13 protein-coding genes and 1 pseudogene are annotated in these 16,264 nt (G+C 46.2%); 7 read left to right on the forward strand and 7 right to left on the reverse strand.

Annotated elements, in window-relative coordinates; all coding sequences use genetic code 11:
• Window positions 1-38: 38 nt before the first annotated feature.
• Together PK654_RS20930 and norR are read right to left on the reverse strand one after the other, a co-directional pair.
• Complete coding sequence (locus PK654_RS20930) at window positions 39-2,309, reverse strand: nitric-oxide reductase large subunit (protein WP_271699336.1); 2,271 nt, start codon at window positions 2,307-2,309, stop codon at window positions 39-41.
• 152 nt (window positions 2,310-2,461) lie between these two features.
• The gene (gene norR, locus PK654_RS20935; RefSeq protein WP_271699337.1) at window positions 2,462-4,015 is read right to left on the reverse strand and encodes a nitric oxide reductase transcriptional regulator NorR; all 1,554 of its coding nucleotides are present in this window, start codon (window positions 4,013-4,015) and stop codon (window positions 2,462-2,464) included.
• A gap of 182 nt (window positions 4,016-4,197) precedes the next feature.
• Here norR and PK654_RS20940 point away from each other — a divergent pair, with 182 nt between their 5' ends.
• Window positions 4,198-5,343, forward strand: coding sequence for a GGDEF domain-containing protein (locus PK654_RS20940; RefSeq protein WP_271699338.1), 1,146 nt, complete (start codon window positions 4,198-4,200; stop codon window positions 5,341-5,343).
• Window positions 5,344-5,419: 76 nt separating this feature from the next.
• Here PK654_RS20940 and PK654_RS20945 read toward each other — a convergent pair whose 3' ends face one another.
• Entirely contained in the window at window positions 5,420-5,806 is a 387-nt protein-coding gene (locus tag PK654_RS20945; protein WP_271699339.1) for a DUF805 domain-containing protein, read from the reverse strand.
• A gap of 262 nt (window positions 5,807-6,068) precedes the next feature.
• On the opposite strand from PK654_RS20945, the gene PK654_RS20950 reads away from it, so the two are divergent.
• The gene (locus PK654_RS20950; RefSeq protein WP_271699340.1) at window positions 6,069-7,769 is read left to right on the forward strand and encodes a phospho-sugar mutase; all 1,701 of its coding nucleotides are present in this window, start codon (window positions 6,069-6,071) and stop codon (window positions 7,767-7,769) included.
• 152 nt (window positions 7,770-7,921) lie between these two features.
• Window positions 7,922-9,049: an acyl-CoA desaturase gene (locus PK654_RS20955; RefSeq protein ID WP_271699341.1), complete on the forward strand. Its 1,128-nt coding sequence runs from the start codon at window positions 7,922-7,924 to the stop codon at window positions 9,047-9,049.
• Between the two features lie 50 nt (window positions 9,050-9,099).
• Here PK654_RS20955 and PK654_RS20960 read toward each other — a convergent pair.
• A pseudogene (locus PK654_RS20960) lies at window positions 9,100-9,831 on the reverse strand (SDR family oxidoreductase).
• Between the two features lie 207 nt (window positions 9,832-10,038).
• The gene (locus PK654_RS20965) at window positions 10,039-10,590 is read right to left on the reverse strand and encodes a cytochrome b (protein ID WP_271699342.1); all 552 of its coding nucleotides are present in this window, start codon (window positions 10,588-10,590) and stop codon (window positions 10,039-10,041) included.
• A 292-nt stretch (window positions 10,591-10,882) separates the two neighbouring features.
• Between PK654_RS20965 and PK654_RS20970 the strand changes: the two genes are divergently transcribed.
• Window positions 10,883-12,097 (forward strand): 4Fe-4S binding protein, encoded by a 1,215-nt coding sequence (locus tag PK654_RS20970; RefSeq protein WP_271699343.1) that lies wholly within the window; start codon window positions 10,883-10,885, stop codon window positions 12,095-12,097.
• A gap of 68 nt (window positions 12,098-12,165) precedes the next feature.
• On the opposite strand, the gene PK654_RS20975 is transcribed toward PK654_RS20970, so the two are convergent.
• Complete coding sequence (locus PK654_RS20975) at window positions 12,166-12,360, reverse strand: DUF1059 domain-containing protein (protein WP_271699344.1); 195 nt, start codon at window positions 12,358-12,360, stop codon at window positions 12,166-12,168.
• 75 nt (window positions 12,361-12,435) lie between these two features.
• Complete coding sequence (locus PK654_RS20980) at window positions 12,436-14,364, reverse strand: winged helix-turn-helix domain-containing protein (protein WP_271699345.1); 1,929 nt, start codon at window positions 14,362-14,364, stop codon at window positions 12,436-12,438.
• A 143-nt stretch (window positions 14,365-14,507) separates the two neighbouring features.
• Between PK654_RS20980 and PK654_RS20985 the strand changes: the two genes are divergently transcribed.
• The 3 genes from PK654_RS20985 to PK654_RS20995 all read left to right on the forward strand — a co-directional run bounded on the left by PK654_RS20985 (window position 14,508) and on the right by PK654_RS20995 (window position 16,215).
• Window positions 14,508-15,041, forward strand: a complete 534-nt coding sequence (locus tag PK654_RS20985; RefSeq protein ID WP_271699346.1) for a hypothetical protein — start codon at window positions 14,508-14,510, stop codon at window positions 15,039-15,041.
• A gap of 13 nt (window positions 15,042-15,054) precedes the next feature.
• A complete protein-coding gene (locus PK654_RS20990; protein WP_271699347.1) occupies window positions 15,055-15,414 on the forward strand; it encodes a group I truncated hemoglobin in 360 nt (119 codons plus the stop codon).
• Between the two features lie 273 nt (window positions 15,415-15,687).
• Entirely contained in the window at window positions 15,688-16,215 is a 528-nt protein-coding gene (locus PK654_RS20995) for an NADPH-dependent FMN reductase (protein WP_271699348.1), read from the forward strand.
• The last annotated feature ends 49 nt before the right edge of the window (window positions 16,216-16,264 follow it).

A 16,264-nucleotide genomic window follows, 5' to 3' on the forward strand; every position in this document is an offset into this window, starting at 1 on the left:
GATTAAAGAGCCGGATTACTCCGGCTCTCGTTTTAACTTTAAACGGTCTTTGATGTTAGCGGCGTCGACTCACCACGTACCGAAGCAAGCACCAGCTTAGCCAGGAACATAGCGATAAACAGACCACCAGCACCGAACAAGATATCTCCCGGCATACGCAACCAGACCAGCATTTCCACCAGCTCACTATGAATTACCGCCGGTGAACGTGCGTACCAGTAGCCGTTTTCGATAACCGCAAAGAACTGAACAATACCAACAGGTAGCAGAGACATAAAGGTCATCGCTGCAAGGCCGATATTCAGGGTCCAGAATGACCAGTTCAGCCATTTATCATCCCACGCTTTGCTGTCGCCCATCAGGCCACGCAGACAGCTCAGCATCAGGCCGATACCCAGCATACCGTATACCCCCATAAAGGCACCATGGGCATGAGTTGCAGTAGTGTTCAGACCCTGAATGAAGTAAAGAGCAATCGGCGGGTTAATCAGGAAACCAAGTACACCGGCACCTACTAAGTTCCAGAACGCAGTGGCAACAAAGAACATAATCGCCCATTTGTAACGGTTCATCCACGAAGTGGTGTGCTGCATACGGTAAGTTTCAACAGCTTCAAAACCAATCAGTGCCAGCGGCACAACTTCCAGTGCCGAGAATACGGAACCCCATGCAATAACCGATGTTGGTGTACCGGTAAAGTAAAGGTGATGCAGGGTACCGATTAAACCACCGGTCAGGAACACAACTGTAGCAAACAGTACAGCACTGTTAGCCGATTGTGCACGTACCAGACCAAGGCGGACAAACAGCAGGGCAATAACAGAAGTCGCAAAGGTCTCGAAGAAGCCTTCAACCCATAGGTGAACTACCCACCAGCGCCAGTATTCTGCAATCGCCAGGTTGGTGTGTTTACCCTGGAACAGACCAGCACCATAGAACAGGCCGATAGCCACACAAGATGCGTAAAGTACCCAGATAACCGGACGCATATCGCCTTTTTGCGACAGCGCTGGGCGGATAGCCACAGTAACCAGAGCCAGCCAGATAAGCAGGCCAACCAGCAGCAGGATCTGCCAGATACGCCCAAGGTCGATATATTCCTGACCCTGATGCCCCAGCCAGTAACTGGTATCAATATCAAAGTACTGTTGAACCGCCAGCCATTCGCCTGCCATAGAGCCCAGCACAACAATAACCAGCGCAACCCAGAGTACGTTAACACCCAGTTTCTGCCATTTAGGCTCATAACCGGATAGTGAAGGAGCGATATATAAACCGGTACCTAACCACGCTGTGGCAATCCAGAATACCGCCAGCTGTGTATGCCAGGTACGGGTAACGGAGTAAGGCAGGATCTCTGACAGAGGAATACCGTAGAAGTCCTGACCTTCAACACCGTAGTGTGCGGTTATGCCGCCCAGAACGATTTGCAGCAGGAACAAACCAACCGCCGTCAGGAAGTACTTAAATAACGCTTTCTGAGATGCTGTCGGTTTAGTACCGAACAGGGGATCTTTCTCCGGCATTTTCGGTAGTGGTTCGTGTCTCAGGCTTGCGTGATACCACGCAAGGGCACCAACACCGGCAATCAGCACAACCACACTCAGGATCGACCATACGATATTACTTGAAGTCGGAGTGTTGCCGACAACAGGATCAAACGGCCAGTTATTGGTGTAGGTGTAGTTCTCTCCCGGACGCTCAGTTACCGCTGCCCACGCTCCCCAGAAGAAGAATGCAGCCAGTTTCTCGCGCTTTTCAGCCGTTGAGATGGTCAGCTCTTTCATAGCGTAAGCTTCACGCTCAGGCTGATAATCCGGGTTATCACCAAATAACTCAACGTAATATTGCGTCAGTTGCTTGATCGCTTCTGCACGTCGCTCTGAAATACGGATCACATTACTGTCCGCATTATGGCTGTTTGGACGAATGTCCTCCCTGAGCATACTCTCAAGTTGCGCCTGCTCGAAAGTGCTTAACTGGTCAAAAGGTTTTGAAAACTGTGATTTTGCCGCCAGATTAAGCCAGATCTCTGATTCTCTGTGGATCCAGTCAGCGGTCCAGTCCGGAGCGACATAGGAGCCATGACCCCAGATAGAGCCAAGCTGGTGTCCGCCCATGGTACGCCAGACAGACTGACCATCCTGAATATCATTTTTGCTGAAGATTACCTCTCCGGCCGGAGTTTCCACTGAAGCCGGAACCGGCGGAGCCTGACGGTAGATCTCACTACCAAGGCTTAACAGAATAGCGAATGAAGTTACACACACTATGATTAAAGCGACAATAGACAATTTTTGCTTTGTCATCATAAGGTCCTTTGTTGTAATAAGTCCTCCCTCTATTACAACAAGCGTGCCAAATTATAAATTATTGATTTATATAGGAATCAAACATTAAATTGTCATTTTGACCATTCGATTTTTATTGTCATTAATACAATTTGTTGTGCTAATGACAATTATTTAAGATTTAGCCTTTTCATTAATCTGTGCAGATTTCCTGCATCCACTTTTAACTGTTTTGCGGTGGCATTCAGCTTGTGACCGTTCTCTTTATACGCCTTCTGAATCATATAGGCCTGAAACTGCTCAACGGACTCCTTAAGGCCAAGGTGAGCAAATGCAGAGAATGCTTTCTGCTGTTCATCTGCCTGTCCGGTTTTGTCCTGTTCAACAGAGCTATTTGACTGCTGCCCCAGATGAAAATGGTGGGGATGAAGGACAACATGCTGTCCCGACTGCTCAGATTTTGCCAGTACTGCTGCCCGGTTTATGGCATGCTCCAGCTCGCGCACATTACCTTCCCACGGGTAGCGTTCAATCATTCTCAGCGATTCAGAATCAAGACCAATGGAAGAAACCGCCAGCTTGTACTGGCATTTTTCGGCAAAAAAACCAGCCAGTAAAACAATGTCTTTATCCCTCTCCCTTAATGGCGGAACAAACAGAGGAAAAACACTTAATCTATGGTAGAGATCGGCACGAAAACGCCCTGCTTTTACCTCTTCATGCATAATCCGGTTGGTTGCTGCAATGATGCGTACATCTACTTTGATGTTTCTGTCATCGCCGACACGCTGAATGTCACCGTACTGGAGCGCCCTTAGCAACTTAGCCTGCAACGCGAGTGAGAGCTCACCTATCTCATCAAGAAACAGGGTCCCCTTGTCGGCCATTTCAAACTTGCCTTTACGGTTGCTGATAGCACCGGTAAACGCGCCTTTAACATGACCAAACAGCTCACTCTCCGCCACACTTTCCGGCAGCGCTGCACAGTTCAGATAGACAAGGTTATTTGCATTGCGACCCGACTGAGCATGAATGGCATTGGCTACCAGCTCTTTACCGACACCCGTTTCACCCATAATAAGAACAGACAAGTGGGTGTCAGCGACAGCGGCAATATGAGATTTCAGTTCCTCGATGGCCGGTGACTGACCGATAATTTCTGCGCTGAAATTTCCCTTTGCGCCCGTTGTGGTCGCCGCCGATTCCAGCCCGGAATAACGCTCCAGCTTTTGCATTAGCAGAGCCGTATTCAGGCTACTGGCAGCCAGTGCGCTGATCAGCCGCAAATCCTGATTCTTAAAGTTATCAAACTGTTTAGGGTCAAAGGCGTCAATGGTCACCGCCCCAATTAATCTGTCTTCCAGCATTAACGGCAGGCCTATACAGGAGTGAACCATAAGGTCATCAGCGTGATTTGGTATCAGGCCGTCATAAGGGTCCGGCAGATCGCTGTCAGAAGGAAAACGTACAATATCCCCTGCCCTTGCTATCGCCTCAAGCCTTGGGTGCTTATCAAGGTCAAAGCGCCTGCCCAGTACATCTTCACTCAAACCATTAATTGCAAGGGGGATAAACTGCTGGTTTTTAAACAGAAGTAGTGCTGATGCATCGCAACTCAGACTCTCACGGATAGTGGATAACAGACGGGCAAACCGGTCGTTATCGGAAATTCCCGAGGTAAGATCTAACGCAACCTTGACCCACTCACTGTCTACTCTGTCCACATTCACTCCCGTTTTCCGGCTGTTAATTTGCTACGAATCATAGCCCAATTATCAAATAGACAATAGTTAACTGTTGTCACTTTTACAAAAATACTCAGGATCAGGCTTTGTGCTAAAAAGCATCTTGAGGTTACCCGGCTATAAGCTAAGTTTATTAGTAAACCACTATTCTCCGGACACTTATGCTGGCACAAAATGCACTATTATCTGTCGCACTGGTTATCACACTTTTTGCCCTGTCTGCCGCCCTGCTGATCAAAGAGCCAGCCGGAGAACGCAAAGCCAAGCCTTTCTATCTCAGTTTCTATCTAATCTCCATGCTGACCATCTATATGGTGGCAGGTATACCTGAGTACCAGACTGAAACCGAGCTAAAAGCACTGGATATCTGCCTCGGCCTATTTACCAGTTCTCACTCCATCGGCCTTGCTATACGCTATCGCAGGCCTGCATTTGAACGCGCGGCCTATGTGCTGGGTATTATTTATCTGGCTACTATGTTGTTTATAGAGAGGCAGCTAGAACTAAACATCACTATCAGTTTTTTGTTTGTGCTGATCAGCTCAGTACTTAATATGCTGGTTGTTATTTTAAGGAGACCCAAACCAAACAAAGCCGACTACGGCCTGATCGCTACCCTGTTTATCTGGGTGTTGTTAATGCTATTTGAGCTGGAAGTATCGGAAGTCACAAACACCAAAAACTATTTTTACAGTGATATTATGTTGTTTCAGCTTATCTTTCTGCCCGCCTATATTTTCGGCTTCACCATTTTCCTGCTGGCCAGCTATCTGATGGACAGTAATGCCCTGCTGGAAAAACTGGCCACCAAAGATGAACTTACCGATATGCTTAACCGGCGGGCACTATTTGATCAAATTTCTTCTCAGGCCTCTTATCTGAAAAGAAAAAACAGTTGTGCTTCCGTTGTAATCGCCGATATTGATCACTTCAAAAAGATCAATGACAGCTATGGCCATGAAGCCGGGGATGTCGCTATTAAGCAGTTTGCAGCAACCATTCACTCATCCGTAAGGGGTTATGATATTGCAGCCAGATACGGCGGAGAGGAGTTTCTGATATTTCTGCCGGGGGCTGACACAGAAACCGCCAGTGCAGTAGCAGAACGGATCAGAAAAGAGACTGAACAACAGCCGTTAGATTATCAGGGAAAATCAATTCCGTTTACTGCCAGTTTTGGGGTTTCTGAATACGATTTAACCGACAGTTCTGATGTTTCAATTGCAAGGGCTGACAAGGCGCTTTATCAGTCTAAATCTCTGGGACGGAATCAGATTACCATCTATGACTCGGCCAATGATTTGTGAACATAACAATAACTAAGGTCGTCCTCTGGCTTAAGGGCACAAAAAAACCGGAGTTTTCGCTCCGGCTCTCTCTGAATTAAAACTTCAGGCTGTTGAAGCATATCTCTTTTGGATCGGCTCCGAAGCGGTTATCCCCCATGGTGCCGTCTTTGGCAAAAAAGAACAGAAGGATCAGGAAACCGATTAAAGGAATAAACAGTAGCAAAGCCCACCATCCGCTGCGATCAGAGTCATGCAGACGACGGACAGAAACAGCGAGGCTAGGAACAATAATCAACAAAGAGTAGATACCACTCAAAACCCCTGAGTTTAGATCAGCACTTATCCAGCCCATTTGAAGGTCAACAAAGCTCAGTAGTATTGCCACCAGAAAATTAAACAGGAAGAAATACCAGTACTCTTTTCGCCTTGCCCTTCCCCTGAACGTTAACCCCTTTCTGAGGGCTGTAAAATACCACTTCATACTTTTGTCCGATCAGCTAATTAGTTGAATAATCTGTCAACATACCACAAAAGAGCTAGGGCGATAGATTTGTCATTAGAAACTATGCGGTATGTCGTTTTCTGCACGATAGAAGCTCAGTTACGAGAAGTTGTGCATTTTCTCAGCTTAAGCTCACCCAGTTAACTATGTTTAAGATACCAGCAGGCATATATCGTCATTTATTTATGGATATGAGAATGGTTATCATTTAGCATAAAGAAAAAAACGATAGGTAACAATTATGATGAACTCCATTGAAACTTGGTTAACCCGCGATCCGGATCCAAGAACACGCGAAGAACTTCAGCAACTCATTGATGCAGATAACCGTGCCGAACTGGCAGACAGGTTTAGCGGAAGGCTGGCATTTGGTACTGCCGGTCTGCGGGGACTGGTCGGGTGTGGCCCCAACCGTATGAACAAGCTTGTTATTCAGGAAACAGCCACCGGACTTGGTCACTATCTGATAGACAAAGTTGAACACGCTTCTACCCGCGGCGTGGTAGTCGGTTATGACGGGCGTCTTGACTCAAAGGCATTTGCCCATGATACCGCAGCGGTTCTTACCGCTCTTGGCATTAAAGTTTACCTTACCCATAAAGTGGCTGCCACTCCTGTAGTCGCTTATGGTGTAAAAAAATTTAACGCCGCTGCCGCCGTCGTAGTCACCGCCAGTCATAACCCGCCACAATATAACGGGTTTAAGGTTTACTGGGAAAACGGTGCACAAATTATCCCTCCACATGACAGCGGTATCGCAGCAAAAATTGAACAGGCCACTCAAAAGCCAATTCCGCTAATGTCCCTCGATGACGCTGAAAAACACGGCAAGCTTATCTGGCTGGGTGACGACTACTACGAGTCTTACCGTCAGTCCGTTAACGCCATCCCTTACCTTTCACCGCCGGATTATAAGCATGTTTCAGTGGCTTATACCGCAATGCACGGTGTGGGAGCGGATTTAGCTGAAACCCTACTTAACGATGCAGGCTTTGATCAGGTCTACAGTGTTAGTGAACAGAGAGAACCCGACGGTCACTTCCCTACCGTAAACTTCCCTAACCCGGAAGAAAAAGGGGCTATGGATATGGTAATTGACCTAGCCGCTTCAGTGAACGCAGAGCTGGCTTGTGCTAATGACCCGGATGCCGACCGTTTTGCCGTTGCGGTTCGAAAAGAGGACTCTGGTTACCAGATGCTGACGGGTGATCAGGTCGGTATTCTGTTGGGCGAATACCTGTTAACCCATTCAGATGCCAGTAAAATGCTAGTGGGTAACACCATTGTATCTTCACGTCTGCTTGGCGAAATCGCCAAAGAAAAAGGGGCAAGTTACTACCAGACCCTTACGGGTTTTAAATGGCTGACTAACGTTGCCATGGCGAAAGAAGACGAAGAACACCATTTCTTATTTGCCTACGAAGAAGCCCTGGGATACACCATTGGCAATAATGTCTGGGACAAAGACGGACTCTCTGCACTAGTGGCTTTCGCACAACTTGCCGATCAACTGAAAAAGCGCACCCTTACTATCTGGGATCAGTTAGAGGAGATTTACCGGCGACATGGCTTTTACCTGAATCAACAGCGCAGTATTGCCCTTGATCCGGCGGCTCCGCCAATCGGTGACAAGCTACGCGCTAATCCGCCGAGTGACATTAATGGTGTGAAGATAGTGACCACTGAAGATCTGAAAGCTTCCCTCCGTTTCTCTGCCGACGGTTCAACAGAAGCCATCGACCTGCCCGCCAGTGATGTTCTTATCTACCACCTTGAAGACAAATCCCGCGTTATTGTGCGCCCTTCAGGCACGGAACCTAAGATTAAGTGTTACTACGAAGTAGTCACTGAATTTAACAGTGAAATGAGCTATGAGGATGCGAGTAAAGCCGCCGAAGAGAAAATGAGCCAGTTAATTATTGCTCATCAGGCAACACTTTAACCTCTGAATACTCTTCTCCTGTCAGGCTGCTGCCGGGAGAAGGGTTGAACTGAGAACAAGACGCATCTCAAATATTGTCTATTATAGGTTGAGTGAACACTTGTACGCTGATATTCTGGCGTACAAGTGTTCACTCAAATGGCATAAGGACAATGAATTCGAGTCAAAAACCCCCGCTAATATGGCTGAATATCGCACTGTTTGTGATTACCGCCCTATTGGCACTCATCGCCACCCCGATATATGGCCACATAAACGGCTTCGGCTGGCCTCACCTGATCTGGTTTTTAATTACCTTTAGTTACTGTAATCTCTCAATCACTGCCGGATATCACAGGCTATGGGCACATAAAGCCTATGAAGCTCATACGTCTCTTCGCTGGTTGTACGCTATCGGCGGTGCATTTGCCCTGCAGAACAGTGCTCTGCACTGGTCTTCCGATCACCGGCCACACCATAAGTTTGTAGACAACAATGACAAAGATCCCTACTCCGCTAAGCGCGGATTCTGGTTCTCTCATATTGGCTGGATGCTGAGACACTATAATCAGGATAGCTACTCTGACTACAGTAACTGCCGCGACCTGCAAAAAGATAAGATTGTTATGTGGCAACATAAACACTATCTGGCTCTCGCTATTCTGACTAACCTTGGTATTCCGTTACTGTTAGGCGTGATTTATCAGGATATTATTGGCACGCTACTGGTTGTTGGTGCATTGCGGCTTTTCCTTAGCCACCACTCTACCTTCTTTATTAATTCACTGGCGCATATCTGGGGTTCACAGCCTTACACGGTGAAAAATAGCGCCCGCGATAACGGCATTCTGGCCTTTTTCACTTTTGGTGAGGGCTACCATAATTTCCACCATATCTTCGAAGGTGATTACCGTAACGGCATCCGCTGGTGGCAATACGATCCGACAAAGTGGCTTATCAAGACTTGTCACTGGCTTGGGCTGGCGAAAAACCTGCGTATCACACCTGCTATACGGATTGAAAAAGCCAAAGCTCAGGTAATGCTGGCAAAAGCGACTCAGAATCTGGCACTGAAGCCAAACAGGCAGCATATCAGCCAGAGACTACAGCAAGAGTTTGATACTCTGTTCAGCTGTATGAGTGACTACTATTCAGTGAAGAAAAAGTTGGTTGAGTGTAAAAAAGAGAAACTCTCCCAGCGTTATGAGCACTCTGTCGCCAAGCTTGAGTATCAGCAGATAAAAATGCGTTTCCACCAGCAGAGAGCCTTATGGCAACAACTGGTTAAACAGTACGCATAAGATAATTCAGCACAGTAATCTAAAACGGTGACTAAATGGTCACCGTTTTTTTATCTTCCTCCGGCGATATCAATAAAGGCTCCGGTCACGTATGAAGCCTCATCAGATAACAGCCATGCAATAGACTGGGCAACCTCTTGCGGCGTTCCTCCTCGCTGCAACGGAATCTGCTTCGCCAGCCTGTCGACTCTTCCCGGCTCCCCCCCATCGGCATGCATCTCAGTATAAATAAAGCCCGGCCTCACCCCGTTTACCCGAATCCCTTCAGCTGCCAGCTCCAGAGACAAACCTTTAGTTAATTAATCCATCGCACCTTTCGATGCAGCATAGTCAACGTACTCAAACGGCGCTCCGGTTCTCGATGCCGCAGACGAGACGTTAACAATGGCACCACTAGACCCGCATTGATTTATAAACGCCTTCGAACATAGAAAACAACTGCCAACATTGCTCTGCATCACTTCATTAAAACGCTGATAACTGATATCTGAAAACTGTGACTGAGTAAACAGAACACCGGCATTGTTAACCAGATGAGTCACCATTCCATATGTTAGGTTTACTGCGGCAAACAGCGCCTCAACATCAGATTCATCGGTCACATCTGCCTGAAAAGCAAATGCTTCTCCGCCACTTTCAAATATCCGGCTGACAACTTTCTCCGCTTCTGCAACATTTTTTCTGTAGTTGACGCACACCTTGTACCCTTGCTCAGCAAGCAAAACCGATGTAGCGGCGCCAATCCCCCTGCTGCCACCTGTCACAATCACAACCTTATTCATTTAACTTCCTTATCTGATACGAACCGTTAGCCAGCAGCGTTGTTACATAATAGTCACAATAACTAACCATCAGAGTTTTGCCATTAACTCAGGGGTTAGAAGATTGATATTCATATCAAATCCGTTTAGTTTATAAAGTAACAAAAATCTAACAAAGTGCCGTTAAAATGTCAGCTTTGTTAGATTAAATTTAGGTCAGAAGAAATGTTACTTGCCCAACATCCGGGTCATGGTTTTATCTTTATCTACGATGTGGTGTTTCAATGCTCCGGCAATATGCAGCAGCAGTGCAGCGGGAAGAAGCGTTGAGCCAACAGCATCATGTACCGCTCCGCCAATACTCTCTAGCATAGGGTAAACCACAAGCGGTTCCTCTGAGTTAAGCGGGTTTTCTACCGATGCAATAATTTCATAGTCGAAGAAAGACAGGCCATGTCCGCCCCCCAATGCCATTAAGATACCGGAGAGCGGCATAAGTACCGTAGCCAGAATCAGAAGCCAGTGAACGGCTTTACCACTGATTTTCTCAAACTTGCTGTAGTCACCGACACTTTCAGGCCAGCCATTGGCATAGCGCCATATTACTCTCGGGATCACCAGTGCGACGATAGCCACACCGAAAGACGTATGGGAATCAAATAACCAGCGTATTTCAACATCATCCATCACTAAGCCCGACACCAACATGTAGATCATCAAAACACCTACCAGCCAATGCAGGCTAATGGTGATAAAAGAAAGTTTCTCTTTGCTATCCATAATTTTTACTTCTCAAAAGGTCATTTAAAGGGAGCCTGATAGTAAGAGAATAGGTTTGAATAACCGATGAATCGGATTGTTCATCTTGGGTTCATATTACTTAAACCACAGTATAAATAAGGAATTAAAACATTGAAAAACCTGAGCTGACGTTCAAATTTTACCTCTAAAGTATTAGAGCAAAACGTGCAGAAATTAATATGTATCAATGAAACGTACGATGTCGGTTTTAATCACGCATTAGCAATGCCGAAGCGCTTATAATGCCAGCAAAACATTTGATGGTACTGTCGTGACTTTTATTGAATCCATTACGCTGATGCTGGCTCTTGTTTATAGTGTCAGCCTGCTTTATACCAGCGGTAAAAAACTTGGTGCTGCCGTTACCGCTCTTGTTGTCGTTGGTGCTTCAGCCGCGACACTGTACTGGCCCCTGATGCTATCTCTGGTACTGGCGACAGTACTGATCACCGCTTTCCATCACTTCTACCCTCAAATGGCTCAGGCTAACCAAAGGCCGGATATCCTGCGCAATGCCTGCCAGCATGCAATGGCATTGTCGTTTTTCTTTGTCGCAATTCAATATGCGGTGCACACCGCTTTTCTGGCGGCTAAAGTCTCACCCGGATTTATGCGCCCTGATGTTACCGACGCGTTTCTTCCTATCGCAGCAGCCATTGAGCTGAAGGCAATTGCTGTTCTGGGCTACTGGGATCCAGTCCACCCGGCAGGGGCGGTAATGCTTCTGACAGTAATGGTGACTGGCATTCTCTGTAAAAGGGCATTTTGTGGCTGGATTTGTCCCGTAGGATTAGCGGGTGAATACATCTTTAACTGGCGCAAAAAGCTGATTAAAGGAAACTATCCGGTACCTGCATGGCTGGACTGGCCGTTACGCATGTTTAAGTATCTGCTGCTGGCCTTTTTTACCTTTATCTCTGTTGGAATGCATCCGCTAGCCATCCCTTATTACCTGAATGGTAACTATCACAAAATAGCCGATGTAAAAACCGCCTGGCTTTTTGTTGAACCGGGATTAATCACCTTGTCGGTACTCGCTCTGTTTCTCCTGCTGGCGGCGTGGCGTAAACGGGCATTTTGCCGCTACTTTTGCCCTTACGGTGCACTACTCGGGCTAGTCAGCTTTTTAAGTCCGTTTAAGATTCGCAGGGAAAAGAACCACTGTCTTAATGAGCGAGGAGATATTAACTGCGATAAATGTACCCGTGCCTGTCCTTCTAACATTATTGTGCATACCGCAAGCCAGATCCGCACTGACGAATGTCAGGCCTGTATGCGCTGCGTATCTGCCTGCCCTAAAAAACAAGCCCTTGGTTTTAAAACCCGCAATGGCTGGCAGCTTTCGCCTAAGCATCTGATGGTGTTAGTTTTCACTATTATGTTCGGCATTCCGCTGGTCGCATTCAGTTTTGACTTCTGGCATAGCCAGACCAGTGATGAAGTGAGGATATATCTGATTCAGATGATGGACTCGATAAGTTATTAAGTCATTAGCTGATTTTGCACACCCTAAGTACCAGTAATGGGGGTTTAGCACTTAGGGTGTTGCTCTGATTATTCAGGCGGAGTCCCCTCCTTAAACTCCTTCATTATATTTTCACGAAATTCAGGTGTATCTTCATAGCCATGAACTTTACATCCATGCTCTACCACTGCCTGTAGTAGTTCTTCTTTTGTATCTGCAGCCAACGCAACAGAACAGCTTATATCACCCGGATAATCCCGGCAGTCGATATAATATCTGGACATAACCCGACCCTCTTCGTTTCACAAATATGATGAGCAAAAGCATCCATATACTCATCAGCCTATAAGAGCGAAACGTCACTTTTCGCTCTCAAATCTGTATCCGGTTCCCCTGACAGAATGAATCACCGTTGATTTTTGTTGCAGTTTCTTTCTCAGTGAAAGAACGATGGTGTCAACAACATTGCTTGCCCCTTCGTACTCAATGCCCCACACCTCTTTTAACAACTGTTTTCTTGTGATTGCTGTTCCGCGGTTTTTGACCAGCAACTCCAGTGTCCCGAATTCGAGAGGAGTGAGATCGATACGCTGCTGATTGAGATTTAACTGCCTCGCCTTTGGGTCAAACCAATCGGGACGTTCTTCATGCTCTGTATCTTGCGCAATCTCATTCATCAGACGGGTGGATATCCAGCCGTCAACGGAATCCGGCCCCATATCAAGCATGGCAGTGTAATATTTGACCTTGTCTATTTCGATCACCTTGCTGAGAACCTGAAAGCCAAGTTCAGTTGCAGCGGAGGCATATGGCTGTAGATCATTCAGCGTCAGGTATACCCGTTGCAATCGCGGACGCATTTCAAGATAAGCTCGTTTGATATCTAACCAGCACGCGGCCTGGACGGTACTTAAGCTTTCACCATCGGCTACAGACAACCAACGCCGGATAAACAGGTTTTTATCCGCTTGTACCTGACTACCATCACGTAAAGCTAAATCATTCATCCACTCTGCAATAACAGGGTCATGTTTTTTCAGCTCTTTAGTCACTTGTTCCGGTTTAATCAGAAAATAGAAACCGGCCACCTGATTGTCACTATCCTTTACACAATGAAATGAGCCGGGATTTCTGTCCCACCACTTAGAATAGATTTCTGAAACCACAGCAGACTCATGCTCACATACAGTACTTAACACCGTTTGTCTGTCTGCCGGCTGAGCAGGTAGCACGCTATAGGCTCTTTGATCATTCTGAGGAAAGAAGGCACTGCGTATCACAGGGTTATCTACCAGATAAAGAATGTCAGCGGTATAGCGCCATAGCTGATTACAACTCACCTCCTTCATCTCTTTTAGCAGTGTTTTACCGGCATTACGCCGATAGCAGGAATACTTTAATGGTGAACGCGCTTTAAGGCTGCTAGACAAAACCGTTCTGATCATCTCGTGCAGCGAAAGACCATCTTCATGGGACTCAATAAACTTCATGCTCTCCAGCTCGCCATATAACTTAACGGCGGCTTTGTTATCTATCTCAAGCATCGCGCTCAATAAAGAATCACTTACCCTGCGGACGATAGAAGATGCCTCCAAAGCATCCCTTAAGTCATCACTTTTAATATCCTCAATAAAAAACTGCACCAGTGAACGAACAACCGAGTTCGGGGGAACCTGATGAAGCTCCCTGTCAGGTTGTTCCAACATAGCGACGCCGGCAAGTCTTAAGGCAACGGGGTGACCTTTAGCAAACTGGTTGACCCGTATCGCTTCAACTTTTGACAGCCCCTGAGACTGAAGAAACCCTACGGCAGCAGTCAACGGCAGGCATTGCAGATGCAAACGGACAAAATTGCAGTTTTGCGGAGGGTTAATTACCCACTGATTGTCCGGGACAAGTCGTCCTGATAAGATCAGTTTAAACTTGCCGAGAATAGCAGGAACAAATTCCGTTCTTAACCACGATTCCAGTAAGCAGAAAGACTCAAAATTATCCAGAATTAATACCGTTCCGGGAGAAATGGATTTGTGATAATCACTAAGCTGATTGCAATTACTACTGAGAATGGCGTTTAGCTTTTCCATAAAAGCTCTTGGTGTTGGCTCTACAGAACGACAATCGAGAAACCGACATCTATCCGGGAAATCCTGAGAAAACCATTGAAGCAGGGTACTTTTACCTACCCCTGCAATTCCGTGTACCCCGATTACATCCGGTCCTTTGTCATCCATTATCTGCTCGAGATAGTGCAACTCAGTTTTGCGGGATTGTTCACCATATCTGTTCAAAACGTCGGCCTAATTATTATCCTGTTATTGATAATAGTGCGAATAGCATCGCCTGCACGCAAATCCCATCAAATTCTCATAATTACAACCCGTCTCCGCAGCTATTTTTACTAATGATGATAAACAAAGTGGTAGGAGATGATATGAAGCTCATTCATATAGCAGTAGCCACTGCAGTATTTGCGGTAGCAGGATGCTCAACAACGGAATTAAGTAAGATTCATAAAGCTGAAAGCGCGGCGCACCATGAACTTAGTGCAAAAGCAACGATCCTTGATACCGACGGAACCGTTCTGAGGAAAGGCAGTCCTCACTGGCACTGTGTTCCGGGAGTTCCGGTTATCCCCGGAGACTCTCATCCTATGTGTAACGATCAGGTCTGGTCACAGTTACTTCAGGCCGCAGCAGAAGGAAAGCCATTTAAAACAGACAGAATCGGTATTTCCTATATGATGCAGGGGGACGCCTATGTCAGTAACTCAGATCCTACCGCTACAGATCCAAACAACGGTGACGTTTGGGTAAAAGAAGGGCCCCATCTGATGATAGTGGTACCCCATGAACTGCTTGAAGGAATCAGTGAAGACCCATTCAACGGAGGACCGTATGTAATGTGGAAAGGAACACCGTACGCACACATTATGGTGCCTGTGGGAAACAAACCTCCTCAAAAATAAACAAGGACAAATTATGAGTACTTCACTATATGAAAGACTTGGTGGCAGCGAAAAAATCACTCAGATATCCAGCGACATTGTTGACCTGCACCTGGACAACCAAACCATATCTAACCGGTTTGCTAACTCTGACACCAGTAAATTAAAGAAAACCGTATCTGAGTTTTTTATTACCGGTACCGGTGGACCAAACCTGTATAAAGGAAAAGATATGCGGGCCGTTCATCAGGGGATGAACATATCTGCCATCGAGTTTGTTGCCGTGCTGGATGATGCACTTGAAGCAATGCAGAAAAACAGCGTCGGACAGCGTGAACAGGAAGAGGTCTTGTTTATTCTGTACAGTATGAGAAATGATGTCATTTTGGTTTAACAACAATGGGCAGGGCTGTTATCCCCATGGCACTCTGCCCGTTATTTGATCCCGTCCCTACAGAACAGTCCAGAAAACTCATGTTATATGCTGCCTGTTCACCAGTTAAATATATTTTCAACCTCTGGTCATAAAAAGTTTCTGATATTGGCAAAAAAGCACTTTACCTCAACTTAACTTTAGGTCTTATGATTAACGGCAACAGAAAGAGAAGAACCCGGAAGTTATCCGGTTTTCTCTCATTCAAACCTAAATAAATCATAAGGAATTCAGATGAAGGTAATCGCTTTCGGAGCAACAAACAGCACCACTTCAATTAATAAAAAGCTTGCCGCTTATACTGCCGGGTTAATCGATAAATCAAAGGTAGAAGTGATTGATCTTAATGACTTTGAAATGCCCATCTATAGCGTGGAAAGGGAGCAAGAATCAGGTATTCACCCACTGGCAGAACAGTTCTACAACAAAATCTCACAAGCCGATGCCCTTGTTATCTCTTTCGCCGAATATAACGGCACTTATACCGCTGCATTTAAAAACATTCTTGACTGGGTTTCCCGTATCAATAAAAAATTCTATCAGGGAAAACCTGTTATTATGCTGGCAACCTCTCCGGGGCCGGGTGGTGCAAGCTCTGTTTTATCATACGCACTGGAATCAGCCCCCTATTTTGACGCTGATGTAAAAGGCTCACTCTCGTTTCCTGATTTTTTCAGTAACTTCGATATAGAAGCCAACAGAATCACCAATGACGCGCTACTAGAAGATCTGCGCACAGTTACTAGTCGCATAATGGCTTAGTACGTGTACAATCATCCCTGCTTTTGGCCTGATCACTTTTATGAGAAAT

It is taken from the genome of Vibrio sp. SCSIO 43137, assembly GCF_028201475.1.
In the GTDB taxonomy this organism is placed as follows: domain Bacteria; phylum Pseudomonadota; class Gammaproteobacteria; order Enterobacterales; family Vibrionaceae; genus Vibrio.

Bases quoted from the DNA above. Each gene is read 5' to 3' on its own strand.
- PK654_RS20930 (WP_271699336.1), bottom strand. From the start codon at position 2,309: ATGACAAAGCAAAAATTGTCTATTGTCGCTTTAATCATAGTGTGTGTA.
- PK654_RS20940 (WP_271699338.1), top strand. From the start codon at position 4,198: ATGCTGGCACAAAATGCACTATTATCTGTCGCACTGGTTATCACACTT.
- PK654_RS20945 (WP_271699339.1), bottom strand. From the start codon at position 5,806: ATGAAGTGGTATTTTACAGCCCTCAGAAAGGGGTTAACGTTCAGGGGA.
- PK654_RS20950 (WP_271699340.1), top strand. From the start codon at position 6,069: ATGATGAACTCCATTGAAACTTGGTTAACCCGCGATCCGGATCCAAGA.
- PK654_RS20955 (WP_271699341.1), top strand. From the start codon at position 7,922: ATGAATTCGAGTCAAAAACCCCCGCTAATATGGCTGAATATCGCACTG.
- PK654_RS20965 (WP_271699342.1), bottom strand. From the start codon at position 10,590: ATGGATAGCAAAGAGAAACTTTCTTTTATCACCATTAGCCTGCATTGG.
- PK654_RS20975 (WP_271699344.1), bottom strand. From the start codon at position 12,360: ATGTCCAGATATTATATCGACTGCCGGGATTATCCGGGTGATATAAGC.
- PK654_RS20985 (WP_271699346.1), top strand. From the start codon at position 14,508: ATGAAGCTCATTCATATAGCAGTAGCCACTGCAGTATTTGCGGTAGCA.
- PK654_RS20990 (WP_271699347.1), top strand. From the start codon at position 15,055: ATGAGTACTTCACTATATGAAAGACTTGGTGGCAGCGAAAAAATCACT.
- PK654_RS20995 (WP_271699348.1), top strand. From the start codon at position 15,688: ATGAAGGTAATCGCTTTCGGAGCAACAAACAGCACCACTTCAATTAAT.